15 protein-coding genes are annotated in these 24,601 nt (G+C 63.7%); 9 read left to right on the top strand and 6 right to left on the bottom strand.

The genetic code is table 11. The features are described 5' to 3' along the window. The first annotated feature begins 130 nt into the window (after positions 1-130). The gene (locus tag ACR9Y2_RS04410) at positions 131-2,446 is read left to right on the top strand and encodes a DEAD/DEAH box helicase (RefSeq protein WP_435039842.1); all 2,316 of its coding nucleotides are present in this window, start codon (positions 131-133) and stop codon (positions 2,444-2,446) included. Here the strand turns inward: ACR9Y2_RS04410 and ACR9Y2_RS04405 are convergent. Then, on the bottom strand, positions 2,433-4,115 hold the full coding sequence (locus tag ACR9Y2_RS04405) for a BACON domain-containing protein (protein ID WP_435039841.1): 1,683 nt from the start codon (positions 4,113-4,115) through the stop codon (positions 2,433-2,435). The genes ACR9Y2_RS04410 and ACR9Y2_RS04405 overlap by 14 nt on opposite strands. Positions 4,116-4,159: 44 nt before the next feature. After that, on the bottom strand, positions 4,160-6,010 hold the full coding sequence (selB, locus tag ACR9Y2_RS04400; protein ID WP_435039840.1) for a selenocysteine-specific translation elongation factor: 1,851 nt from the start codon (positions 6,008-6,010) through the stop codon (positions 4,160-4,162). Here selB and ACR9Y2_RS04395 point away from each other — a divergent pair. Continuing rightward, positions 6,009-7,097 carry a VWA domain-containing protein gene (locus ACR9Y2_RS04395; protein WP_435039839.1) on the top strand — a complete coding sequence of 363 codons (1,089 nt, stop codon included), beginning with the start codon at positions 6,009-6,011 and terminating at the stop codon, positions 7,095-7,097. The genes selB and ACR9Y2_RS04395 overlap by 2 nt on opposite strands. Positions 7,098-7,106: 9 nt before the next feature. On the opposite strand, the gene ACR9Y2_RS04390 is transcribed toward ACR9Y2_RS04395, so the two are convergent. Beyond that, entirely contained in the window at positions 7,107-8,240 is a 1,134-nt protein-coding gene (locus ACR9Y2_RS04390; protein WP_435039838.1) for a DUF362 domain-containing protein, read from the bottom strand. Positions 8,241-8,513: 273 nt separating this feature from the next. On the opposite strand from ACR9Y2_RS04390, the gene ACR9Y2_RS04385 reads away from it, so the two are divergent. Together ACR9Y2_RS04385 and ACR9Y2_RS04380 are read left to right on the top strand one after the other, a co-directional pair. Further along, positions 8,514-9,581, top strand: a complete 1,068-nt coding sequence (locus ACR9Y2_RS04385) for a class I fructose-bisphosphate aldolase (RefSeq protein ID WP_435039837.1) — start codon at positions 8,514-8,516, stop codon at positions 9,579-9,581. A gap of 16 nt (positions 9,582-9,597) precedes the next feature. Next, on the top strand, positions 9,598-10,275 hold the full coding sequence (locus tag ACR9Y2_RS04380; protein ID WP_435039836.1) for an HAD family hydrolase: 678 nt from the start codon (positions 9,598-9,600) through the stop codon (positions 10,273-10,275). 55 nt (positions 10,276-10,330) lie between these two features. Here ACR9Y2_RS04380 and ACR9Y2_RS04375 read toward each other — a convergent pair whose 3' ends face one another. Beyond that, a complete protein-coding gene (locus ACR9Y2_RS04375; RefSeq protein ID WP_435039835.1) occupies positions 10,331-11,728 on the bottom strand; it encodes an MATE family efflux transporter in 1,398 nt (465 codons plus the stop codon). 73 nt (positions 11,729-11,801) lie between these two features. Between ACR9Y2_RS04375 and ACR9Y2_RS04370 the strand changes: the two genes are divergently transcribed. Genes ACR9Y2_RS04370 through ACR9Y2_RS04350 form a run of 5 tightly spaced genes read left to right on the top strand, consistent with a single transcriptional unit; the run spans position 11,802 to position 22,665 of the window. Then, complete coding sequence (locus tag ACR9Y2_RS04370) at positions 11,802-14,234, top strand: ABC transporter permease (protein ID WP_435039834.1); 2,433 nt, start codon at positions 11,802-11,804, stop codon at positions 14,232-14,234. Positions 14,235-14,274: 40 nt separating this feature from the next. Then, on the top strand, positions 14,275-15,924 hold the full coding sequence (locus ACR9Y2_RS04365; protein WP_435039833.1) for an NAD+ synthase: 1,650 nt from the start codon (positions 14,275-14,277) through the stop codon (positions 15,922-15,924). Then, positions 15,921-18,185: a bifunctional YncE family protein/alkaline phosphatase family protein gene (locus ACR9Y2_RS04360; RefSeq protein WP_435039832.1), complete on the top strand. Its 2,265-nt coding sequence runs from the start codon at positions 15,921-15,923 to the stop codon at positions 18,183-18,185. Before ACR9Y2_RS04365 ends, ACR9Y2_RS04360 begins: the two co-directional genes overlap by 4 nt. A gap of 17 nt (positions 18,186-18,202) precedes the next feature. Next, positions 18,203-20,350 carry a glycoside hydrolase family 57 protein gene (locus ACR9Y2_RS04355; RefSeq protein ID WP_435039831.1) on the top strand — a complete coding sequence of 716 codons (2,148 nt, stop codon included), beginning with the start codon at positions 18,203-18,205 and terminating at the stop codon, positions 20,348-20,350. Positions 20,351-20,400: 50 nt separating this feature from the next. After that, complete coding sequence (locus ACR9Y2_RS04350; protein WP_435039830.1) at positions 20,401-22,665, top strand: S9 family peptidase; 2,265 nt, start codon at positions 20,401-20,403, stop codon at positions 22,663-22,665. Positions 22,666-22,698: 33 nt separating this feature from the next. On the opposite strand, the gene ACR9Y2_RS04345 is transcribed toward ACR9Y2_RS04350, so the two are convergent. Both ACR9Y2_RS04345 and ACR9Y2_RS04340 read right to left on the bottom strand, forming a co-directional pair. Then, positions 22,699-23,682 (bottom strand): asparaginase, encoded by a 984-nt coding sequence (locus tag ACR9Y2_RS04345; protein ID WP_435039829.1) that lies wholly within the window; start codon positions 23,680-23,682, stop codon positions 22,699-22,701. Between the two features lie 77 nt (positions 23,683-23,759). Then, positions 23,760-24,581 (bottom strand): hypothetical protein, encoded by an 822-nt coding sequence (locus ACR9Y2_RS04340; RefSeq protein ID WP_435039828.1) that lies wholly within the window; start codon positions 24,579-24,581, stop codon positions 23,760-23,762. Positions 24,582-24,601: the final 20 nt, after the last annotated feature.

Genomic DNA, 24,601 nt, shown 5'->3' with positions numbered 1-24,601 from the left:
CAAAGCGCCAGTTGTTAATTGTGTTCTATTCGTGTACGCTTAGCAAAGAAAAGGCGAAGCCGCGCGGATGAACCTGAGTCTCGATTTTCCCGATCCCCATCGCGAAGGCTCGCAAGAGGATTCGCTCGGATTGACCCGACGGGCCGATCTGGCGATGACCATTGCCCGCCTGCGCGCCTGGATGGAGGAGCCGAACTCGCCCATCCGGGCCATCCGGCACCAGTCCGCCAAACCGGGCCAGTTTGTGCCGATGCCGGCCGGAGTTCCGGCTGCCTTACGCAAAGTCCTGGAAGATAAGGGGATCACCCAGCTCTACACACACCAGGCGGCGTGCTTCGAGACTTTGCAGGACGGCGGCAATCCCGTCGTCGTGACGCCCACGGCCAGCGGCAAAACGCTCTGTTACAATTTGCCGATTCTGCACCGTCTGGCCGCCGATCCCGAGGCCAGGGCTCTTTACCTCTTCCCTACCAAGGCCCTAGCGGAAGACCAACTCCACGAATTCCACTCCATCGTCGAAGCCATGGGCTCCGGTGTGCGCGCATTCACCTACGATGGCGATACGCCACAGGACGCCCGTAAGCAGATCCGGGAGCGCGCCAATGTCGTGCTGACCAATCCGGATATGCTCCATGCCGGAATCCTGCCGCACCACACGAAGTGGGGCAAGCTTTTCGAGAACCTGCGCTACATCGTCATCGACGAACTCCACTACTACCGCGGGGTTTACGGCAGTCACCTGGCCAACGTGCTGCGGCGCCTGGCCCGCATCTGCGAGTTCTACGGGTCGAAGCCCCAGTTCATCTGCTGCTCGGCAACCATCGCCAATCCGAAGTCCCTGGCCGAAACCCTGACCGGCGCGGATTTCCGACTGGTCGACCAGAGCGGCGCGCCGACCGGCGAGAAGTACTTTGTTTTCTATAATCCGCCAGTGGTGAACCGGCAGCTCGGCATCCGCCGTGGCTATCTGAACGAGACCCGGCGGATTGCGTCGGACCTGATCCAGCGCGGCCAGCAGACTCTGGTCTTTGCCAACAACCGGCTGGCCACTGAAGTCCTGCTCACCTATCTCAAGGATGCCTGTGAGAAGCCGGGCCAGGCCGGGACGATCCGCGGCTATCGGGGCGGTTATCTACCCCGGGAGCGGCGCGAGATCGAGCGTGGCCTGCGGGAAGGCACGATCCGGGCCGTGGTCGCTACGAACGCGCTGGAACTCGGCATCGATATCGGCTCCCTGGATGTGGTGGTCATGGCCGGCTATCCCGGTTCCATCGCCTCCACCTGGCAGCGGTCGGGCCGCGCTGGACGCCGGCTGGGGACATCCCTCGCACTGATGGTCGCCTCCAGCGCACCCCTGGACCAGTATGTGGTTGAGCACCCGGAGTATTTCTTCGAAGGTTCGCCTGAGCACGCCCAGATCAACCCGGACAATCTGGAAATTCTCATCAACCATCTGAAGTGCGCGGCCTTCGAGTTGCCCATCCGGGATGGCAGCAAATTCGGGCCCCATGAGACGGCCGAGCTGTGCAGCTTCCTGGAGGAGCTGCGAGTGGTGCATCACAGCGGCGGCGCCTGGCACTGGACTTCGGACAGCTATCCGGCCGATGCAATCAGCTTGCGGTCGGTCACCAGCGACAACTTCGTGGTGATCGACATCACCAACGAAGAGCGCCTGATTGCCGAAGTAGCGTTCCCCGCGGCCTTAGTAGAGCTCCACGAGAAGGCGATCTATCTGCACGAGGCTCGGCAGTATCAAGTGGAGAAGATGGATTACGAGGGTCGCAAAGCCTACGTCCGCCAGGTGGAATGCGACTACTTCACCGACGCCATCGACTACACGCAAGTCAAAGTGCTGGAAGAGTTTGACTCGGCGCCCGTGGATGCGGCAAAGTCAGCCCATGGCGAAGTGCGGGTCAACCGGCAGATCGTCGGCTTCAAGAAGGTGAAGTTCTACACCAATGAGAACGTGGGCGCAGGTACGCTGTCGCTGCCAGAGCAGGAGATGCACACCACCTCGTTCTGGCTGCACTTCCCGGTGGAATTCCTGGACAAGTTCCCCAACCTGACGCCTACCGACAAACTGAATGCGCTCAGCGGCTTAGGCAACGCGCTGCGGACGGTGGCTTCGTTGCTGCTGATGTGCGACCCGCGCGACCTGGGCGTGACGCTGACTGAGGAGCTCTCGGCCGACGTGCGCGGCTTCGAGCCGAATCTGCACCTTTACGACAATTTCCCGGGCGGCATCGGCCAGAGCGCACCGTTGTTCAAGATGACCACCGAGGTGTTGAACGGTGCGCGCCAACTGATTCAGGGCTGTGGTTGCGAAAGCGGTTGCCCGAGTTGTGTTGGTCCGGCTGGAGAAACCGGAGCGCGCAGTAAACAATCGGCGCTCGAGATTCTGGCCTTGTTGACGGGCGAACCGCTGCCGCAGATCACTTCACTGTAATCGTCACGCCCACCTGGCTGGTGACTGAGCCTAACGTCAACAAAACAGGCACTGCTTTGGCGGCTGTGATGCCCGCGGGCACAGCAGCCTTGATCAAGGTCAACCCCGAGACTAGTCCGGGCGCTGGTCCGAAGTAGGCCGGCGTGACGTCGGAACCCCCGATATTCAGAGTCGCCGCGGGTGCTGTGAGGTTTGACTCCAAGGTGCTGATCAGGCCATCGAAGCCGGTCGGAGTGGTAACCCCGATCCCCGTCGCATACAGCCAGATGGTGGAGCCCTTCACGGCCGCATTGGTCTCGGTGTTGAGGGTCAGTTCTCCGGTCGAAGCATTCTCGTTGAAGACCGCGCCCGCACCTGCGCCGGAAGACCCCAGCGCGAACAAGCCGGGGGCCGTGGGTGCGACCGAAACGGGATAGACCCATGAGGATGTCCCGTTGTAGTCCACTGACACGTTGATGCCCGGCCCAAGGACCCCATACGGCACCATGGCGGCGATCTGGGTGGACGAGACGAAGATCAGCGGTGCCGGCGTGGGTCCAAAGTACACCTGCACCCCGGCCAGCGTATCGGCTATCGGCACCGAACCTGCCGGCGGCTGGAAGGTGACGATTGCGTCTGGCCCCAGTCCGGTTCCGAAGATGCTCACAAACTCACCGGGGGCGATGGAACCCGACTGGAAGCTGGCCCCGTTGGTGATGCCGGTAATACGAGGGCCGGGCGAGAAGACCGTGAACGTCTGGTCTGCTGACGATCCGCCGCCGGGATTCGGATTCGTCACCAGAACATTCAGGTTGGCGGCCGTTGCCATGAGGGACGAAGGAATCGTTGCCTGAAGGACCGTTGGTCCCAGAAGCGTCGAGGCAAGAGTTTGGCCTTTGGCCGTGACGGCCGAACCTGAGTAGAAATTGCTTCCTGTCAGTGTGATCGTGGTGGCGGCCGAGCCTTGCGTAGCTCCGGTGGGGAAGATGGAGTTCAAGACCGGAGTGCCCGGGTTCACGGTCAGGTCGAAACTGACCGTCTGGGTCTTGTTCGCCGCGGACGGGGCGTCTATCTTGATGGACCCCTTGTAAGTTCCTGGCGTGAGGCCAGTTGGATCCACCAGTAGGGCCACCTGTGAGCTGAAGGCAGGGAAGATGATGCCGCTCTTCGGGGTGGCGGAAAGCCAGGCAGCACCGGAAACGGTCACTGTGAACGACAGCAGCGCGCCCCCTCCGCTGAGATTAATGGCCACTGGATCGGGGGTCGGATCGCCCCGCGTGTAGGAAAGGGTCACAGGACTGGGGGTCACCACCAGGGTGGCGGGCGGCGCCTTGACAGACAGCGTGACGGGCACGTTCAACGTCGTTCCGCCCACCGGGGTGAGCATGATATTGGCCGTGTAAGTTCCGACAGGCAAGCTGGTTGGATTCACCGACACCTTCAGGCTGGCATTCGTCTTGCCGCTATCCGGGGTGACGGTCACCCACGGACCTCCGACAATGACGGCGCTGAAGGACAACGCCGCTCCGCTGGCAGGTGCGACGGCCAGCGTCTGGGCGGCCGGAAACGTTGTGGATCCCAACGTATACGAATAACTCAGGCTGACCGGCGTCGCCTTCAGTGTCTGGGCATGGGCCGGCAGGGCGAACAGAACCGCAGCCGCCAGAATTCCGATGTGAACGCTTCTCAAGACGCGAGCCTCCAAGAGACTCATCGGAGAGGCGGGGGCGAGTATTACAGAATCAAGCGCTGGTCACCGTCGCGGCGGGTGACGCGTTCCCGATCTAGAAACTCCAGTAGCGGGATAGCGTATTTGCGGGAGACGCCGGTCCAATCCTTGAAGTCGGCGACCCCGAACCGGATTCCCTTGCGGGCGGCGAGCAGCGCCCGCAGCTGAGCGATCGCATCACCGTGATAGATGAGGTCGGTCGAGATACGGACTAACTTCTTATCTTTCAAAAGGATCTGAAGGAGGGTCCGTGCGCGGTTGGCGTCCACTCCGGATTTGGCCAGCACCTCATTGACGGCCGGGACGCTGAGGCCGGCCTCGCGGAAGAGCGCCTCCATGCGGCCAATCGCCTCGTCCTCTTCTCCTTTGAATTGAAGACGATGGGAGCCGAGGCGCAGCAGGTCTTCCTCCGCTGCCACGTCCTTCGTTGAAGCCAATAGGGTATCGAGCAGGAAGGCGGGCACGGGCGCCGAGGCGCGGGGCATGCCGCGCAGCAGCGGATTCTGGCGATGGAACTCGGCCAGGGCGAGCCGCAGTCCGGCGGCATAGGCATCCAGCGCGGTGTGGGCGACCAGGCGCGGTTCCGCGGCGCGGACGGGCACCAACCCGGCCAGGGCGGCGGCGGCCAGGAGGGCATCGGGTGTAGCGCCAACGCGAGCGGCCAGGGCGGCGACAGTACAGCCTGCTGGATCTTCCTGGGCGAACAAGCTCATCCGAACCGGCAGCGACGCACCTTCCAACTGAGCGAGACGGTCCAGCACCAACGGCTTCTTCATCCGCGGCGGCGGAGCGTTGTCCAGCACCACGCCGCCGCCTATCGTGATGACGGGTGAGAACATACGGGCGATGAACCGGTCGCCCGGCAGCAGCAGCAGCGGCTCGTTCAGCAGCAACCGGACGAACCCCGTGGTGCCTGGTTGGAGCGGCTCTGTCCCGCGCAACATACGAACCTGGGCCTCCACCTCCGCCGTGCCAGCGTGAAAGTGGATGGGTGCGCGATGTTTCAACGGCTGGGCACCCGGCAGCAGTGTAAAAGAGCAATCGAGGGCTTGGGTGGAATGGAAAAGGTCGGGCGGGGTCAGTACCAGGCCGCGAGTCAGCTCGGAGGCCTCGACTCCGGCCAGGTTGACGGCCGTGCGTTGCCCGGCATAAGCCTTATCCACTGCTCCGCCATGGACTTGCACTCCGCGAACGCGCAGCCGTCGGCCGCCCGGGTGAACCTCTACCTCCTGCTCCACATTCAACTGGCCGGCGGTGAGGGTGCCGGTCACCACGGTGCCGAAACCCTTCAAAGTGAACGACCTGTCGATGGGCAGGCGGAATGGGGCGGTGGTGTCGCGGCCCTTCGTACGCCCGGCGATGGCCGCCATGGCCTCACGCAACGCGGGGAGGCCGGCGCCCGTCACACCGCTTACGGACACAATGGGCGCACCATCCAGAAAGGACCCGGCCACGAACTCGGCGGCCTCCATGCGAGCCAGTTCCAACACTTCTTCATCGACGGCGTCGGATTTCGTCAGCACGACCAGTCCCTGGCGGATGTCCAGCAGCCTGCAGATGTCGAAATGTTCACGAGTCTGCGGTTTGATCGATTCGTCGGCGCCGATGACGAGCAACACCATGTCGATACCGCCGGCGCCGGCCAGCATATTCTTCACAAACCGTTCATGGCCGGGCACATCGACGAAGCCGAAGCGGATGCCGGCGTGCTCCAGATGGGCAAAGCCGAGGTCGATGGTAATGCCGCGGCGCTTCTCTTCCTCCAGGCGGTCTGTATCGATGCCGGTGAGCGCGCGCACCAATGTTGTCTTGCCATGGTCGATATGGCCCGCCGTGCCGACGATAATATTCTTCATGAGGCCGGTGTTCGTACTTATGTTCGCCGCGATGGCGGCAGCGGCGCAATCACCCGCTCCGCAACCGCCTCGGCCCACGGGCGGAGGATGGCGCAAAGTGGAGACGCCCAAGCCTGCCCAGCCACCCTTGGAGGCCACGCCCAAGGCAGCCGAAGCCGGCAAACCGGTCGAAGGCGCTGACACCCCCACTTTCAAAGCCGGTACAACGCTGGTGCGGGTGGACGTCCAGGTGGTGAACAACAAACAGCCGCTCCCCGGGCTGAAATCTTCCGACTTCGTCCTGAAAGAGGAGGGGGTGGAGAGGCAAATCGAGTATTTCGGGCAGGAGTCGGAGCCGCTGCAGGTGCTGCTGCTGCTGGACGTTTCCGGGAGCATGGGTAAGCTGCTGAGGGAGATGGCGATGGTGGCGCAGGAGGCGTTGTCGAGCCTGAAGCCGGAAGACCAGATCGCGGTCGCTCTGTTCTCGAGGCGCGTAGAGTTCACCCAGGAGTTGACCGGCGAGAAACGGCTGGCCGTGGTGGCTTTGCAGGACGCTCCGATGGATCACAACCTGGGGGCGGGTACGGCCATCAATGATTCCATCCTGCAGGTGACCGACTACCTGAAGCAGCAACCGCCCTTCGCTGGCCGCCGGGCGCTGATCATCCTGACGGATAACGGCGGAGTGCACTACCAGCTTCCGGACGAGAAGGTGGTGCGGGCGCTTTCCGAGAACGACACCGTACTGAATGCGATTGTCGCGCCGGGCACGAAGCCGCCTCCAGCGCTGCCAAAGGGGGCGGATGTGAATACGGACTTCACCCCGGCGAACGTCTTCCGGTTGGCGGAAGATACGGGAGGGGAGGTACTGCGGGCAGACAAGGCCGGGGCGCGCTTCCAGGAGATGCTGGAGAGAATCCGCAATCGCTACAGCCTGGGCATTACGGCGACCGCGGCTCCGGAGGGAACATTCCGCAAGCTGCAGGTGGAATTGAGCGCCGACACACGCCGCCGCTACCCGAAGGCGGAAGTGCATGCGCGGCCGGGTTACTATGCGCAAGGTCGGACGGACTCGGCCCAGGCGCAGCCGCCGGTCGTCCAGCAATAACACTCCCGCTCAGGCAGCGAAGACGCGTTTGCCGATGGCGCCGGGGCCGAAGTCTACCTTGGCGTCTTTGAGCTTCAGGCCGGCGATTTCGATGTTCTCCAGGCGGGCGGAGCCGAGCCCTGCCTCCTCGGCCAGCAGCAGGGTATTGTCCCCGCGGATGAAGGCGCTCTGGCCGCGAGTGGCGCGCGGGTCGTAACCCATCACGGCGGTGCAGACGGTGTCGGTGCAGACCATGTTGCGGCCGACCAGCAGCAGGCCCGGTTTCATGATCTCAACACCCTGATTCCATTCACCTTCGCCACCTCGGATGGTCTCGATGCCATCGACGATGGACAGGTCGACGGGGCGGATGGAACAGAGATCGACGACGATGCGCGGAATGCGGAAGCCCGGTTCGCGCGGAGTGCTAAGATCAATTTCCTGCGGGACGCCCTTGGGCGGAGTGCGTGTGCCATTGTGGCCGACCGGACCCCGCTCCTGCTTTGGATCCTCATTGCCGCTGGGCCCGGCATCGCCGCCGTAGAGCGAGCAGGGCGTGAGGCCGAAGTTGTTCTTCATGGTCATGGTGACGCCGGCCAGCCAGTGGTTCTTGAGCTTGGACATGGAGACGTAGGCGTCGCAGTCGGCGAAGGAGTGGTTGAGGTCGTAGGAGGGGAAGATGCGGCCGCCGCCGGGCACCTTCAGGCGGGTGTACTGGGTGGCGAGGCCGAGATTATTCGTATTCTCCCACTCGACCTTGGCGCCGCAGTTTTCAATGGCCTGGATATCGAGGCCGTAGCGCGCCCAGAGTTCGCGGTCGGACTTGGCGGGGAAGAAGCTTTCGAGGATGCGGATGCGTTTGGCTCCGGCACGGGCCATCAACTGGCAGGTGGCCAGGACACTGGCCGGATCGGTGCGGTAGGGCATCTCGGCTTTGACGGGGAAGCGCGCGGGATTGCCGGTGAGGTTCAGCTTCAGGGCAACGGTCTTATTGCGAACGATGGGGGCGAGGCCGCCCACCTGGTCGAACATGGTGCGGAGCGTGTCGTAGATTTTGGCGTCGTAAGCCCGTGCGCGGGCGATGGCCACAGTGGAGGCGGGGGCCGGCTTGGCGAGGCCCAGGGCGGCTGCGGCAGGAAGGGCGAAGAGTTCGCGGCGGGTCATACGGGAGCTCCTTTTCAAGTACTGCACCGGCCGGGCTCCACTGCGGTGTCCGGCCTAGGAAGTCAAGGCCAATGTACACCAGGACGGGCCGGGATGGGCAGGGCAATTCTCAAATGGGGGATTCGTGGCCCGGGCGGAGTGTGTCATGCTGAGCGAATAGAGGGGTACGCGCCGATCCAGGACAGGGATGCCTGCTGCGGCGCATGGCGGATTTATGGGAATCCGCGGCCGGCCGATCACCGGAGACGCACCACCTTCCCTCAAGGAGAAGAAATGAGCTCTACCAAGATTGTTGAATTGCTGGGTAGCCACGCCGAATCGCTGCTGGGCTTCTCTGAACCGAAGATTTCGAAAGAACGGCTGCACGTACCCGGGCCGGATTTTGTCGATCGTATTTACGTCCACTCCGACCGGAACAACCGAGTGCTGGGGAACCTGCAGTGGATGTTCCAGGCGGGCCGCCTGGCCGGCACCGGTTACCTGTCGATTCTGCCCGTCGACCAGGGGATCGAGCATTCCGGCGGTGCGAGCTTCGCGAAGAATCCGGACTATTTTGATGCCGAGAATATCGTGAAGCTGGCGATCTACGGCGGCTGCAATGCCGTGGCTTCCACCTACGGAGTGTTGGGGATTGTGTCCCGGAAGTACGCGCACAAGATCCCGTTCATCGTGAAAGTGAACCACAACGAGCTGTTGACCTATCCGAACAAGGCTGACCAGATCATGTTCGGCACGGTGAAGCAGGCCTACGACATGGGCGCGGCGGCGATTGGCGCAACGATCTACTTCGGGTCCGACCAGAGCTCGCGGCAGATTGTGGAAGTGAGCCAGGCGTTCGCGCTGGCGCACGAATACGGCATGGCGACGGTGCTGTGGTGCTACCTGCGCAACAACGCGTTCAAGAAGGACAAGGACTATCACGTGTCGGCCGACCTGACGGGCCAGGCGAATCACCTGGGTGTGACGATTGAGGCGGACATCATCAAGCAGAAGCTGCCGGAGAACAATGGCGGGTATCTGGCGCTGAACGCGGGCGACTCGAGCTACGGCAAACTGGACAAGCGCATCTACAGCGAACTGACCAGCGACCATCCGATCGACCTGACTCGTTACCAGGTGGCGAACTGCTACATGGGCCGCGCGGGGCTGATCAACAGCGGCGGCGCGTCGGGCGCCAACGATTTCGCCGAGGCCGTGGCGACCGCAGTGATCAACAAACGCGCCGGCGGCACGGGCCTGATTTCGGGTCGCAAAGCGTTCCAGCGGCCGATGAAGGAAGGCGTGGAGCTGCTGAACACGATCCAGGACGTGTATCTGGACAGCTCGATCACGGTGGCGTAAGAGCCGGAGGTCCCGTATGGCAGCCGCTAAAGTGGTCTTTCTCTTTGACGTCGACAATACGCTGCTGAACCACGACCGGGTGTCCGCCGACCTGCGGCGGCACCTGGACGGGACCATCGGCCCGGAGCGGGCGCGGCGGTACTGGCAGCTGTTCGAAGAGATCAGGGCGGAGTTGGGGTATGCGGATTACCTGGGCGCCCTACAGCGGTACCGCATCGAGTACCCGCACGAACCGAATCTGCTGGCGGTGTCTTACTATCTGTCGGGCTACCCGTTCGCGAACCGGCTGTTTCCGGGATCGATGGATGCGGTGACGCATGTGCAGCAGTGGGGCACGGCGGTGATCCTGACGGATGGGGACGTGGTATTCCAGCCGCAGAAGGTCTTCCGGTCCGGGTTGTACGAAGCGTTCGATAAGAACGTGCTGATCTACGTCCACAAGGAGTTAGAGCTGGCGGATGTCGAGGAGCGGTATCCGGCCGAGCACTATGTGGTGGTGGACGACAAGCTGCGGATCCTGGCGGCGATCAAGCGGATCTGGGGGCCCAGGGTGACGACTGTGTTTGTCAGGCAGGGTCACTATGCGCTGGACCAGAAGGCCAATGCTCAGTATGAGGCGGCGGATGTGTCGCTAGAGCGGATTGGGGATCTGGTTGACTGGCAGCTGGAGAAGATCCTGGCGGCGGCCGGTTAGACAGGCGGAGCTGATCGAATGGCAATGTCGCAGTGGCACTGCCATTCTCCCCGGCTCAGATGGTCTGCTTCTTCCAACTACCGCGCCGGAACACCAGTACCCCGACCACGGCCAGGACAGATTCCGCCGCTGGTACGGCCCAGAAGGCTCCTATGGCTCCGTATTTCAGATGGATCGCCAGGAACCAGGCCAGCGGGATCTGGAACATCCAGTAGCAGCCCAGGTTCACGATGGTGGGCGTCACTGTATCGCCAGCTCCGTTCAGCGCCTGGACCATCACCATTCCGTAGGCATAGAAGACGTACCCGTAACTGATGATGCGCAGGCACTGTGCGCCATAGCGCACCACATCCGGTTCCGTTGAAAAAAAACGGATCATCGGCTCAGGGAAGAGGATGCAGGCCAAGCCCATCAGTCCGAGAAAGCACATGTTGTAGAGGCCGGTGCGCCACACCGCCTGTTCCGCCCGGCCCGGTTCCCGCGCACCCAGATTCTGGCCGACCAGTGTCGCCGCCGCATTGGCCAGGCCCCATGACGGCAGCAGCGTGAAGATGATCACGCGGATGGCGATCGTATACCCGGCGAGGGCCGCGCTGCCCGATTTCGCGATGACCGTTACCAACCCCACCCAACTCGCATGGGCGATGAGGAATTGCAGCATGCCCGTCGCCGAGATGCGGGACAAGCGCCGCAGAATGGTGAAATCCACCCGCACCTGTGCCCAGGACACCGCCACCCGGCCGCGTCCCCGGAACAGTACGATCAGTTGCAGTACGACGCCGAACGACCGGCTGATGGAGGTCGCCACCCCGGCCCCCGTTATGCCCAACTCCGGAAACGGCCCCAACCCATAGATGAGGCAGGGATCCAGCACCATGTTCAGCAGGTTCGCCGCCCAGAGAACGCGCATCGCGATGGCGGCATCGCCCGCTCCGCGGAAGATGGCATTCATCAGGAACAGCAGCATGATGCTCGGTGAGGAGCCCAGCATGATCGCTGTATAGCGATGGGTGGAATCGACAACGGACGGTTCGCCACCAATCAATCGCAGCAAGCCGCCGGAGTAGAGAATGGCCGGCACCGCAGTCAGCAGTGAGAGGAACAAACCGAGAATGATCGACTGGACCGCGGCCACGGCTGCCCCGTCGGGGTCCTTTTCACCGGTGCGCCGGGCCACCATGGCGGTGGTCGCCATACCCACGCCCATGGCCACGGCGTAGAGCACGGTGAGCATGGTCTCGGTGAGTCCGACGCCGGCCACCGCGTGTTCGCCCAGGCGCGCCACCCAGAAGATGTTCACGATGCCGAAGAGCGACTCCATGCACATCTCCAGCACCATGGGCACGGCCAGCAGGAGAATAGCGCGCGAAAGGGGTTCGCTCGTATAGTCGCGTTCCGCGCCGGCTACGGCGTCGCGGATGTCGCGCCACAGTGAATTGGACCCCTGGGCCATCTTTCCAGTCTACCGGCCGAAGCTGGCGAAAATACTACATCTCGGTAAATTACCTAGTCATCTAGGCTCTAGCATGACCCGCCAGAAACTCCGCCTGCGGGACGAGACCCGCGACGCCGATCTGTTCGTCTGGCTGGACACGCTGCTGCGCGATCTGCGCCACGCCGCGCGCAGCCTGCGCCGCCGGCCGGCGTTTGTGGCCACCGCCTTGGCTTCCCTTGCCCTGGGCATAGGAGCGAATAGCGCCATTTTCAGTGTGGTGGATGCGGCCTTGCTGCGGCCGCTGCCCATTCCTGATTCCGGCCGGCTGGTGATGGTGAAGGAGTTCAAAGGCTCGGAAAGTTCTGGCGGCAACCCGCAGCGGCTGCGCGACTGGGCCACGCAGGTGGACGCTTTCTTGGCTGCGGCCGCCTTCTACGGCGAAAGCGTGATCTGGCGGTCGAACGGCGGCCCGGTGCGTCTTCAGATGGTCCGTACCTTCGGCGACATCTTTCCTGTGCTGGCCGTCGCGCCGGCTTTGGGCCGTGCTTTCACGGCCGCGGAAACCAGGGGCCTGGGTGCTCCGGTGGTCCTGCTGAGCGACGCGGCCTGGCGCCGGCACTTCAGCGCCGACCCCAGGATGATGCAGCGCTCCATCGTGCTGAGCGGCACGGCGTTTACCATCATCGGCGTGATGCCGCCCAGCCTCCAGTATCCGGAGGAGGCCGATGTCTGGTCTCCGGGGCCCGCCGACGTACAAAATGCCAGCCGGCAGGCGGGATTTCTCGATACCATTGGGCGGCTGAAGCCGGGCGTCTCCCTGCAACTGGCTCAAACGACGGTGGAAACCGTGGCCGCCCGGCTGCGGCAGCAGTATCCGGCAACCGACCGGGCACTGCACGCCCGGGTCGTGCCCTTGCAGGAAGAGGTGGCCGGCGAGGCGCGCACGCCTCTGCTGGTCCTGCTGGGCGCCGCCGGATGCGTGCTGCTGCTCACCTGCGTCAATCTGACCAGTTTGTTGCTGGCGCGGGCCGGGGAGCGTGCCCGGGAAGCCTCCATCCGTGCCGCCCTGGGTGCCGGCCGGGGCGGGCTCGTGCGGCTGTTCCTACTCGAAAGCGGGCTGCTCGCCTTAGCCGGGGCGGGTCTTTCCCTGCTGGCCGCCCTCTTTGGGATCGATCTGCTCAAGTCGCTGTTGCCACAGGACTTACCACGCCTCGGCAGCGCATCGCTGGACGTTCGGGTGCTCGTCTTCACCGCCCTGCTGGCCCTCTCCTGCGCCCTGTTCTTCGGACTCGCCCCGGCCTGGCGCGCCTCGCGCATCAACTTTGCCGCCGGCCTGAAGGAAGGCGGATCCGGCGCCACCGCCGTGCGCCGAGATTCCTGGTTTCGAGGTTTGCTGGTCGTGGTCCAGGTCGCCCTGTCTGTCGTACTGGTGGTGGGTGCGGCTTTGCTCGCCATCACCTTCCAGAAACTGCGGCAGACCCCGCTGGGGTTCCGGCCGCAGCAGGTGCTTGTCGTGATGGTCGAGCAGCCTTGGAATACCGCCAAGCCGGAGCTCGACCGCTTCCAGAGCGCCCTGCTGGAGCGTTTTCGCGCGATTCCCGGAGTCCGGACCGCTGGCTTCGCCGACCGTCTGCCGTTGGAGGGCGGCTCGCAGACCGGACCGGTTCAGATCCAGGGACGGACCCTGCCGCCCGCGCTGGAGTCCGCCGCGGCCGGGCGGCGTGCCTACGGCGGCGACTATTTCCAGGCCATGAACATTCCCCTGTTGCAGGGCTCCTGGCCGGTCCGCAAGGATCAGGTTCTGATCAACCGCACCTTCGCCGAGCGCTATCTGGCGGGCACCAATCCCGTGGGACAGCACGTCACGTTCGACAGGAAGAATCCGAAGTGGCTGGAAGTGACCGGTGTTGTGGGCGATACGCGGAAGTCGGTAGAAAAGAGCGCTGACGCCGAGGTCTACGCCGACATGTCCACGGTCTACTGGCCAATGGCCCGCTATGCGCTGCGCGCACAAGGGGATCCGACCGCGCTGACGCGGGCAGTCCGCGAGGGGATCCAAGCCGTGGATCCAACCTTCATTCCTTCGGCCATCCGCACCATGGACGAAGGCATTGACCGTTCGGTCTCCAGCCAGAAGACGCGCGCCTCGCTGATTGGCGGTTTCGCACTGGCCGCCCTGCTGCTTGCCTGCGTCGGAATCTATGGACTGCTGGCGGGCGACGTGACCCAGCGCCGCCAGGAGATCGGACTGCGGATTGCGTTGGGCGCACGGCCGGCGGACATCTTCTCGCTGACCATGTGGCGCGGCCTGAGGCTGGCGGTTCTCGGCCTAACCCTTGGGCTGGGCGCGGCTTACGCCCTCAGCAGCGCGCTGGGTTCCTTGCTCTACGGCGTGCAGCCCGGTAACCCCCTGGTCTACGCGGCTGGCTGTGCGGTGGCATTGTCGGCAGCGTCGCTGGCCTGCCTGCTGCCGGCGCGCCGGGCGGTTCGCACCGACCCCATCTCTTCGCTGCGTCACGAATAGAACCGGAGCGCCCGCTACAATGGAGATTCCTCCATCTCCTATGCGTATTGCTCTCTGCCAGATCAATAACACCGTCGGTGATCTTGCTGGCAACTCGGCGCTGATCCAGCGATTCGCCCGGCAGGCTGCCGAGGCGGGCGCTGAATTGGCCGTCTTCCCGGAACTCGCCCTCACCGGCTATCCGCCTCGCGATCTGGTGGAGAAACCTTCGTTTCTCGACCGTACGGCGGAAGCCCTGACGGAACTCGTCGACGCCACGCGCCACCTGCCGCTGGGCCTGATTGTGGGCTATGTGGGGCGTGCGCCGGCCGGCTCAGCCCGCCGCGCCACCAATTCCGCCGCGCTCATCGAAGGCGGCCGTGTGCATTTCCGGCAGACGAAGATGCTCCTGCCCACATACGATGTGTTCGACGAATGGCGCAACTTCCAGCCTGCCGAGAAGCAGGAGATCGTCGAGTTTCGCGGTACGCGGATCGCCCTTACCATCTGCGAGGATGCGTGGAACGACAAGCAGTTCTGGGAGCGTCCGCTGTATAAGAACGACCCGGTCGAGGCCCTTGTCCGGCAGGGTGCGCAGATCGTTATTTCGATCAACGGCTCGCCCTATGACACGGCCAAACGCGCCGTGCGCCGCCAGATGTTTTCAGCGATGGCCTTGCGCTACGGCCTGCCGCACGTCTACGTGAACATGGTGGGCGGCAATGATCAACTGGTCTTCGACGGCTCCAGCTTTGCGATGGACTCGGCCGGGGCGGTGATCTCGTCGCTGAAGTCGTTCGAGGAAGACATGGTGCTCTTCGAGAGCGAGGCCTGCACCGGCGAACTGCACGATTCCCACGAGAGTGAGACTGCGGCCGTCTATGACGCCCTGGTCCTGGGCACGCGCGATTACCTGCGCAAATGCGGCTTCAAGAGCGTGCTGCTGGGCTTGAGCGGCGGCATCGATTCCACGTTGGTCGCCTGCGTCGCGGCCGATGCAGTGGGGCAGGAGAACGTGGTGGGTGTGGGCATGCCGGGCCCCTACTCCTCAGACCACAGCGTGAAGGATGCCCGCGATCTGGCCGTGAACCTGGGCATCCGCTTCGAGATGGCGCCCATCACCAGCGCTTACGACGAGGTGCTGCGTTCGCTCGCCCCCATTTTCCAGGGTGCGCGCCGGGATGTGACGGAAGAGAACGTCCAGGCCCGCCTGCGCGGTCTCACTCTCATGGCTCTGTCGAACAAGTGGGGCGCGCTGGTGCTGACCACCGGCAACAAGAGCGAGATCGCCGTTGGCTACTGCACGCTTTATGGCGACATGTGCGGCGGCCTGGCCGTGATCAGCGATGTGCCCAAGACAATGGTGTACGAGCTCTGCCGCGAGGTGAACCGGCGCAAGGGCCCGGTGATTCCCGAGAGCGTCTTCACAAAGCCACCGTCCGCGGAACTGCGTCCAGACCAGAAGGACTCCGATTCGCTGCCGGAGTACGACGTGCTGGACCGGATCCTGAAGGCCTATGTCGAAGAGCTGAAGCCTCCGGCGCTGATCGCCTCTGAGCAGAACGTGCCGATGGAGCTGGTACGGGAAATCGTAAACAAAGTTGATCGCAACGAATACAAGCGGCAGCAGGCCGCGCCGGGGCTGAGGGTGACGTCGAAGGCGTTCGGCATTGGCCGCCGGTTCCCCATCGCACAGAGGTTTTTCGAATGAGAATGCCGATCCGCAGCGTTGTGTTCGCGGGTGCGCTGGCTGCCGCCGGAGCGCTGATCTCGCAGACCAGCGAGCCGCGCCGCGTGGGCCCCACCATGAATGGGGGCTACCTCCTGAACACCGGTTGGCTGCTGAAGCCGGCCGGCCGGCAGGTGCCGCTCCAGACCCTGCCCATGGCGTCGGCAGTGTCGCCCAGCGGCAAGTTTCTCGTCATCCTGCAAGCCGGCGCCCAGCCGCCTTCCGTGAGCCTGCACGATCCCGCCACACTGCGCGAACTCGACCGCCTGCCGCTGCCCGATGCCTGGTTGGGCCTCAGTTTTTCACCCACCAGCGATGTCTTCTACGTCAGCGGCGGCTCCACCGCCAAGGTCTTCGAGATTGGGATCAGCCCGACGGCGAAGCTCGAGATGCGGCGTCAGTTCGCACTGGTGCCCGAGGACAAGCGGAAAGCGACCGACCTGATCGGCGACGTCACACTCTCGCCGAATGGCCGCCTGATCTATGCCGCCGCGGTGCTGCGCAACTCGATCTTTGTGATCAATCCGCAGTCCGGAATGGTGATTGAGGAATGGAAAACGGGCCAGCGGCCATACCGCATCCTGTTTCATCCCGACGGCCAATCGTTCTACGTGTCGGGCTGGGGCGACGGCTCAATCTATCATCACAATGCGCAGAGCGGCGAGATCCTGGCGCGCTACCCGGTCGGCCCGCAACCCATGGATATGGCATGGCGCGACAAGGCGCCGGAAGTGGAGCCGGGTGAGGAGCCGCCGCAGTTCAAGTCGCGCCTCTTCGTAGCGCTGGCGGGCTCGAACAGTGTAGCCGTTTTCGGGGTCACCGAGAGCAAGACGATGTTCCGGGTGGACTCCATCTATGCCGCCCTGGCGCCCAATAATCAGCCCATCGGCATGACGCCCAGCGCCCTGGCTGTCTCCGGCAATGAGGACCGACTCTACATCGTCTGTTCAGACGCCAACGTAGTGGCGCAGGTGGCCATCGCGGGCAAGCGCGGGATGGTGGAAGGGTTCCTGCCGGCGGGTGATTATCCGACCTCGGTGCGTGCGCTGACAGACAGGAGCCTGCTGGTGCTGAATGGGCGTGCCCCGCGCGGCGGCGGCAGTGCCTCCATCATTTCCGACCCCACGCCGGAGCAGATGGAGGATTACGGCAAGACGGCGCTGGAGTCTTCCGCCTATCACGTGCAGGACGAGTTCAGGAATCCGCTGCCCATGGGCCATGCGCTGTTTCGCAACGAAACGGTCAAGCCGCCCATCCAGCACGTGATTTATGTGCTGAAAGAGGGCCGCACCTACGACGAAATCCTGGGCGATGTCGATGCCGGCAAAGGCAATGCGGCCAATGCAGTGTATGGAGAAGAGGTGACGCCCAACCATCACAAACTGGCGCGGGAATACGCCCTGCTGGACAACTTCTATGTGACGGGTGACAGCGCTGCCGCGGGTTTGAGCTGGAGCACCGCTGCACTGGCTCCGCCGTTCCTGCAACTGCTGGCGCCCGGAGTGGACGCGGGACGGCGCAAGTTGGACGCACTGGAAGGCGGCGAACGCGCTGCCCAGCCGCCCGCCGGGTACCTCTGGTCGAATGCTCTGCAACGGCACCTTTCGCTGCGCAACTACGGACTGTCGGTGATCAACATTGAGCCGGCGCCGGTTAGCGGGCCGCAGGTCTCCGGCGTGAAGGAGCCTTCGTTAAATCAGGTCACCAACCGCGCCTATCGCGGAGCTGACCCTGCCTACCGCGACACCGAACGCGTCAAAGTCTTCCTGAAAGATCTCGCCGAGTCCGAGTCCACTGGCAAGCTGCCGGAACTGATGCTGCTGCGTTTGAACAACGACCGCACCTCGGGTTCTGCGCGGAAAATGCCGACACCGAAAGCCGCTGTGGCCGATAACGATGCGGCGTTGGGGGAACTGGTGGCGGCCGTCAGCCGCAGCCGGTTCTGGGCATCGACCGTGATCTTCGTCGTCGAGACGTCGACGCAGGGCGGCCCGGATCATATCGATCGGCACCGCGCTCCGGCATTCGTCATCTCACCCTACACGCGCAACCGTGGCAAGGACTCGACGATGTACAACTCGATGTCGGTGCTGCGCTCCGTCGAGGCCGTACTGGGCATGGTGCCGATGACGATGCACGACGCCGGTGGGCCGGTGATGCGTGCTCCGTTCCTGGCGTCGCCGGACACCGCGGCCTATGGAGCCGTGGCACCCCGCCACAACCTGGAAGAACGCAACCCCTAGCTGTTTTGGGAGTAGAGATGCCGCATACCTACCTCGTCTTCGTCTGGCACATGCACCAGCCTTTCTACAAGGATCTGGTGACGGGCGAATACCAGTTGCCGTGGACGCGCATGCATGCTCTGAAAGACTATTACGGCATGGTGGAGATGTTGGAGGAGTTCCCCTCGATCCGCCAGACCTTCAACCTGGTGCCGTCGATGATGGTGCAGATCGAGGAGTACGCCAAGGGCGAGGCGCTGGATCCCTTCCTGCATCGTGCGCTGAAGCCGGCCGAGGAACTGACAGATACTGAGCAGGAGTTCATCCTCAAGTACTTCTTCCAGGCCAACCCGTCGCGGATGGTCTACCGCTATAGCCGCTACGGTGAACTGTACGATGCGTGGCGCGCGGCGGAAGGCAATGTGGAGCGATTGCGGCGCAGCCTGGGCGCACCCGGCATGCGCGATTTGCAGGTGTTGTCGCAGCTCGCGTGGTTTGATGAGATCTTCCAGGAGAACGATCCCGAGGTCCGGCAGTTGAACGAGAAGGGCCGCGACTTCACGCTGGAAGACCAGGCTCTGATGGGCCGCAAGCAGTTGGAGATTATTGGCCACGTGCTGCCGGCTTACCGGCGCATGTCGCTGAAGGGCCAGGTGGAGCTGTCTGTCACGCCTTACTACCATCCCATCCTGCCGCTGCTCTGCGATTCGAACATCGCCCTGCAGTCACACCCCGGCGTACCCCTGCCGCGGCGCTTCCAGTACCCGGGCGATGCGCGTTTGCAGGTGCACAAGGCTCTGGACTATGCCGAAGAAAAACTAGGCTTCCGACCGCAGGGCATGTGGCCGTCGGAAGGTTCGGTCTCCGACGAGGTACTGGCGCTGGCTTACGACGAAGGCGTCCGCTGGATGGCCACCGACAACGGAGTGTTGGGCGCAACGTTGAGTTCTCTGGCCGGGGTTCGCGAGACGTACCGGCCCTATGTCTGGAAGCAGGATGGCCGCGAGATGCGGATGATCTTTCGCGACCATTTCCTGAGCGACCTGATTGGCTTCGTTTATTCGCGCATGGACGCCCGCTCGGCCGCGCATCACTTCCTGGACCGCATCCGGGAGAATGCGCGCGTGCTGCACAACGAAGGACGCGATGCGATGGTCCCGGTGATCCTGGATGGCGAGAATGCCTGGGAGCATTTTGAACACAATGGCCGTCCGTTTCTGAAGGAGCTTTACCGGTTGATCTCGGAGGATCCGGGTCTCTCCGCCGTGACGGTGAGTGAAGCGCTGGAGCGGATCCCGGCTACCGAACTGCCGCGCATCCATCCGGGCTCGTGGATCAACGCAAACTACGACATCTGGATCGGCGCCGAGGAAGACAACCAGGCGTGGGAGTACCTGCTCGACGCCCGGCAAACTTACGACCGCGTGGTCAACGGACCCGAAGGCGCCGGCTTGAGTGAAGCCAGCAAGGCTCTGGCGCTGGAAGAACTGCTGATCGCGGAAGGCAGCGACTGGTGCTGGTGGTATGGTCCGCAGCATCATTCGGAGAACCGGCCCGAGTTTGACAAGCTGTTCCGCGACCACCTGGCGCACGTCTACCGCGCGCTGGAGTTGTCGCCGCCGGAGCATCTGTCGCGTACGATTCTGCGTGTCGCCACTCCGGCTTACCAGCAGCAGCCATGTGGCATGATCTCGCCACTAATCGACGGCGAGATCTCGTCCTACTTTGAGTGGATGGGCTCTGGCATTTATAGTCCCGATCACCGCCAGGGCGCGATGCACGGGCGCGACCAGGCTGTGCGCGAAGTTCGCTATGGCAGCGATGGGCAGAAGCTGTTCCTGCGCGTGGACCTGCAGCAGGAGAAGCCGGGCGCGCTGGCCGGGCTGGAAGTCCGTGTGATTGTGAAGTCGGTGCGTCATGAGAGCGAACTCCACGCCAAGCTGCTGGAGAATGGGGCGAAAGGCACGGTCGTGCGGTCGACGCGCAAGCGGACGCTTGGCGCCGAAGTGCCCTGCGCATACTCGCAGATCTTTGAGATGAGTGTGGACCTGTTGAGCATGGGTGGCCGGGCCGCCGAGAAGATCCAGTTGCAGATGTCGCTCTGGCGCGACGGACTGCCGCTGGAGGCAGCGCCGGCGCAGGGCTGGCTGGAACTGGTTCCGGCCGAGCCGTCTGACTGGGAGTAACGTCCAATCCGTTTGCCGTCTGGATCGCCGTCTGAGAAGTGAGGACCCCAATGAAATATGCCGTGCTGGTTGTGTTGGCGTGCGCCCCGGTTTGGAGCCAGGCGATCACGCCGCGCCTGCCCGATGCGCTGGATGCCCAGTTGAAGCGCATCTTCCTGAAGAACGATTTCGATGCGAAGACGTTCCGGCAGGCCCGATGGGTGGAGAGCGGAGCCGCCTATACGACCTTGGAAGGCGCGGGCGGAGAAGATGACAGCAAGCCGGGGCCCAGGGACATCGTGCGCTATGACACGGCAACGGGCCAGCGCAGCATCCTGGTGGCAGCCTCTGCGCTGAAGGTGGATGCAGACGCGGCGCCGCTCTCGATCCGCGACTACACATGGTCGGCCGACGGGCAACGGCTGTTGATCTTCACGAATACGAAGCGGGTCTGGCGGCAGAATACACGGGGCGACTACTGGGTGTGGGAGCGGGGCAGCGGCGCGCTGAGGAAACTGGGCGGCGCCGTGGCTCCGTCGTCGCTGATGTTCGCGAAATTTTCACCCGACGGTGGGCGCGTGGCCTATGTCCACGACAACAACATTTATGTGGAAGACCTGCGCACGGGCGCGGCCACACAACTGACTTCAGATGGGTCGGCAACGACCATCAACGGCACGTCGGACTGGGTGTATGAGGAAGAGTTCGCGGTGCGCGACGGTTTCCGCTGGAGTCCGGACGGCAAGTCGATCGCCTACTGGCAGTTCGACACCACGGGTGTTGGGGAATTCACGCTGATCAACAACACCGATGGGCTATACCCGAAGCTGATTCGCATTCCGTACCCGAAGTCGGGCACAAAGAACTCGGCCGTGCGCGTAGGTGTGGTGCCGGCCAAGGGCGGACCGACGAAATGGATGGAGGTGCCTGGCGATTCGCGCGAGCAGTATATCGCCCGCATCGAGTGGAGTCCGGATTCGAAACAGGTGGCGCTGCAGCACCTGAACCGTCAGCAGAACCGCAACGACCTGCTGCTGGCCGATGCGGCCACGGGACAAACCCAGCGCGCGTTTCGGGATGAAGATCAGGCGTGGGTGGATGTTGTCGATGACTTCCACTGGGTGGACGGAGGCGGACAATTCACGTGGCTGAGCGAGCGCGGCGGCTGGCGGCAGGCCTGGATCGTGTCGCGGGACGGACAGTCGAGCCGGGCGGTGACGCCCGTGGGCGCGGACGTCGTGCGGTTCCTGCGGTTGGACGATCAGGAGCAGTGGATTTATTACATTGCGTCACCCGACAACGCGACACAGCGATATCTGTGGCGGATGCGGCTGAACGGCCAGGGTAAGCCGGAGCGGCTGACCCCGGCGAATCAGCCAGGTACGCATAGTTACTCCATCGCGCCGAACGGACGGTGGGCGTTCCACACATGGTCGTCGTTCGACCGGCCGCCGCTGACGGAACTGGTCAGCCTGCCGGAGCACAAGCCCGTGCGTACCTTGGAGGACAATGCCGAGCTGCGGAAGGCAGTGGCCGCGACGCTCGAGAACCGCTCCGAATTCTTCGAAGTGAAGGGCGCCAACGGTGTCGCGATGAGCGGCTGGATGATCAAGCCGCGCGGTTTCGATGCGTCGAAGAAGTACCCAGTGCTGGTGCACGTGTATGGCGAGCCGGCGGGCACGACGGTGAATGATGTGTGGAGCGGGAACCGGGAGATGTTCCACCGGGCCCTGGCTGAAGCCGGCTACCTGGTGGTGAGCTTCGATAACCGGGGTACCCCGGCGCCCAAGGGCCGCGCGTGGCGCAAGGTGGTATACGGCGAAGTGGGCGTGGCATCGGCGGAAGACCAGACCGCGGCGTTGCGTGCGCTGATGGCCGAGCGGCCTTATATCGACCCGGAACGGACGGCGGTGTGGGGCTGGAGCGGCGGCGGTTCCAACACGCTGAACCTGATGTTCCGTTCGCCCGATGTGTACAAGACGGGCATGTCCGTGGCGCCTGTTCCGGACCAGGAGCTGTACGACACCATCTACCAGGAGCGGTATATGGGTGTGCCGCAGACGAACAAGCCAGGCTATGAGCGGGGGTCGCCCATCTACTTCGCCGAAGGGCTGAAGGGGAATCTGCTGATCGTCCACGGTACGGGGGACGACAACGTGCATTATCAGGGCTTGGAACGCCTGATCAACCGGTTGGTGCAGTTGGGCAAGCCGTTCGACATGATGGCGTACCCGAACCGGTCGCATGGGATCTACGAGGGAGAAGGTACGTCTTACCACGTGTATAGTTTGCTGGCCCGGTATCTGTGGCAGCATGTGCCGGCGGGCGGGCAGTAGTCGGGCGTCTCGCTGGGCGGTCGGCTGCGCGGCTTAGTACGAGCCGGCCTCTATCAGGCTGCGGAGCTCGACGGGGTCGCGTGTGCGGCCCAGGGCGAGCATGAGCTTGATGCGTGCTTTCGCCGGGTGTAGGGTGCCAGCCAGCAGGACTCCGCGCTGGCGCAGGTCGTGGCCGCTTCCGGCATAGGCGTAGGTGTCGAGGATCCTGCCGTGAGCGCACCGCGAGGCTATGACAATGGGGAGCCCCGCGTCCAGGGTTCGCTGGATGCCGGGCACGGCGGCGGGTGGCACGTTGCCCCGGCCCGTTCCCTCGATCACCAGGCCTTGGGCGCCCTGCTCACGAGCGTAGTCGATGAAGCGGCTATCGGCACCGGCGTACATGGCCACGATCTCGACGCGTGTTTCCCAGGCTGAAGTCACGACGGTGGTACGGGCGGTCAATTGGCGCGCAAACAGGACCCGGTCGTCGTCCACCATGCCAAGTGGACCAAAGAGAGGGCTCTGGAACGTGTCGAGCTGCTGCGTGCTGGTTTTGGTGACTTCGGACGCGGCGTGGATCATCTGGTTCAACACCACGAAAACGCCCTGGTTGCCGGCCTGCGGTTGAATGACGGTGCGCAGCGCCGCGCGGAGGTTGGCCGGGCCATCATAGCCGAGCTCCGAACTGTTCCGGATAGCGCCGACAAAGGCCACAGGCTTCGGGCTGGTGTGGCGCAAATCCAGCAGGTAAGCGGTCTCTTCCAGCGTATCCGTGCCATGAGTGACGACGATGCCGTCAATCTCAGGACGCGCCAATTCCCTGGCGATGAGCTCGGAGAGGGCCCACATCCGCTCCGGTGTCATATGCGGCCCGGGGAAGCGGCCGAAGTCGATCACCTCCAGATCGGCGAAGGTGCGGAGCCCGGGGTCGTACGCCAGGATCTCCTCGCCGCTCAGTGCCGGAACTGCTCCACCCGTAGCAGGGTCGAAGCGCATGGAAATAGTCCCGCCTGTGAAGACGAACAGTACGCGTGGCATCACTGCCTATTGTGCGGTAGAAGAGGCGGGGTTGGCTGCGTTACCGCAACTGCCACCCGCCCCACCTTCACGTGATCTCAGCGGCTGATCGCGCCAAGGCTCACTCCAGCCGCGGCTACGGCTCCGCCTACTACGGCCAGACCGATCTTCGTGCCGTGGCTGACACCCGAGGCTGCCTTGGCCGTCGTGGACGATCCCGCAGCACCCTCCTCGCGAATGGCTTCTGTTACATCCAATACCGGATGATCCCCACTAGTCTTCGGCGTCCCTGCCACACGGATGCGATGACCTGCCTGTGCGGCCAGTCCCTTGCCCACCAGTTCGACCTGCACGTGCGTCAGTTCATCGGTGAGGAAGAACTGGTTGCCCCGCTGTTCCAGCTTGCCGGTCACCTTCGAAAGGGACTCCGTGGGCGGTGCCGGCTCGAATGACAAAGCCGTACCCGGATTTATCCTCGCCAGGAGGATCCCCTCGCGGTTGGCGACGGAGACGATACCGTTGGTGGCTCCGACGGCCACCAGGCCCTGCCTGATCTCGACCTTGGCCTGTGCCCCCGCCGCTGGTGTCACACTGTAGCCCGCGGCCTGTACGCGATAGCCGGCTCCTGACGAGATTGCCGCCTGGCCCGATTGAAGGACCATCCGGTCCGCAAAAATCTCGGCCAGGCTGGTCGGACCCAGCGATCCGCGCACGCCATTCTGCAAGACGATTCGGCCTGGCGCTTCGGCCGTTTTGACGACCGATCCGCTGGAAAGCGGGGCAACCCCAGCCGCCAGTGCATGGTCAACATCCATACTGCCTTGAGAGATCGCCTGCCCGATCACCGCCTCTGCCGCCAGTGCGCCCAGCGCCAAAAGCAGCGAGATCCCGACCAATCCAAATGCTCGTTTCCAGTTCACTTGTTCGAACCTTCCTGCAC

The sequence above is a fragment of the Paludibaculum fermentans genome, from assembly GCF_051172195.1.
In the GTDB taxonomy this organism is placed as follows: Bacteria; Acidobacteriota; Terriglobia; order Bryobacterales; family Bryobacteraceae; genus Paludibaculum; species Paludibaculum fermentans_A.
The sequence above is the reverse complement of the archived record's forward strand: the minus strand, read 5'-3'. Positions and strand labels throughout refer to the sequence as shown.

Excerpts from the sequence above, each read along its gene's own strand:
- ACR9Y2_RS04395 (WP_435039839.1), top strand. The coding sequence starts at position 6,009 with ATGAGGCCGGTGTTCGTACTTATGTTCGCCGCGATGGCGGCAGCGGCG.
- selB (WP_435039840.1), bottom strand. The coding sequence starts at position 6,010 with ATGAAGAATATTATCGTCGGCACGGCGGGCCATATCGACCATGGCAAG.
- ACR9Y2_RS04390 (WP_435039838.1), bottom strand. The coding sequence starts at position 8,240 with ATGACCCGCCGCGAACTCTTCGCCCTTCCTGCCGCAGCCGCCCTGGGC.
- ACR9Y2_RS04385 (WP_435039837.1), top strand. The coding sequence starts at position 8,514 with ATGAGCTCTACCAAGATTGTTGAATTGCTGGGTAGCCACGCCGAATCG.
- ACR9Y2_RS04380 (WP_435039836.1), top strand. The coding sequence starts at position 9,598 with ATGGCAGCCGCTAAAGTGGTCTTTCTCTTTGACGTCGACAATACGCTG.
- ACR9Y2_RS04375 (WP_435039835.1), bottom strand. The coding sequence starts at position 11,728 with ATGGCCCAGGGGTCCAATTCACTGTGGCGCGACATCCGCGACGCCGTA.
- ACR9Y2_RS04370 (WP_435039834.1), top strand. The coding sequence starts at position 11,802 with ATGACCCGCCAGAAACTCCGCCTGCGGGACGAGACCCGCGACGCCGAT.
- ACR9Y2_RS04365 (WP_435039833.1), top strand. The coding sequence starts at position 14,275 with ATGCGTATTGCTCTCTGCCAGATCAATAACACCGTCGGTGATCTTGCT.
- ACR9Y2_RS04360 (WP_435039832.1), top strand. The coding sequence starts at position 15,921 with ATGAGAATGCCGATCCGCAGCGTTGTGTTCGCGGGTGCGCTGGCTGCC.
- ACR9Y2_RS04355 (WP_435039831.1), top strand. The coding sequence starts at position 18,203 with ATGCCGCATACCTACCTCGTCTTCGTCTGGCACATGCACCAGCCTTTC.
- ACR9Y2_RS04350 (WP_435039830.1), top strand. The coding sequence starts at position 20,401 with ATGAAATATGCCGTGCTGGTTGTGTTGGCGTGCGCCCCGGTTTGGAGC.
- ACR9Y2_RS04345 (WP_435039829.1), bottom strand. The coding sequence starts at position 23,682 with ATGCCACGCGTACTGTTCGTCTTCACAGGCGGGACTATTTCCATGCGC.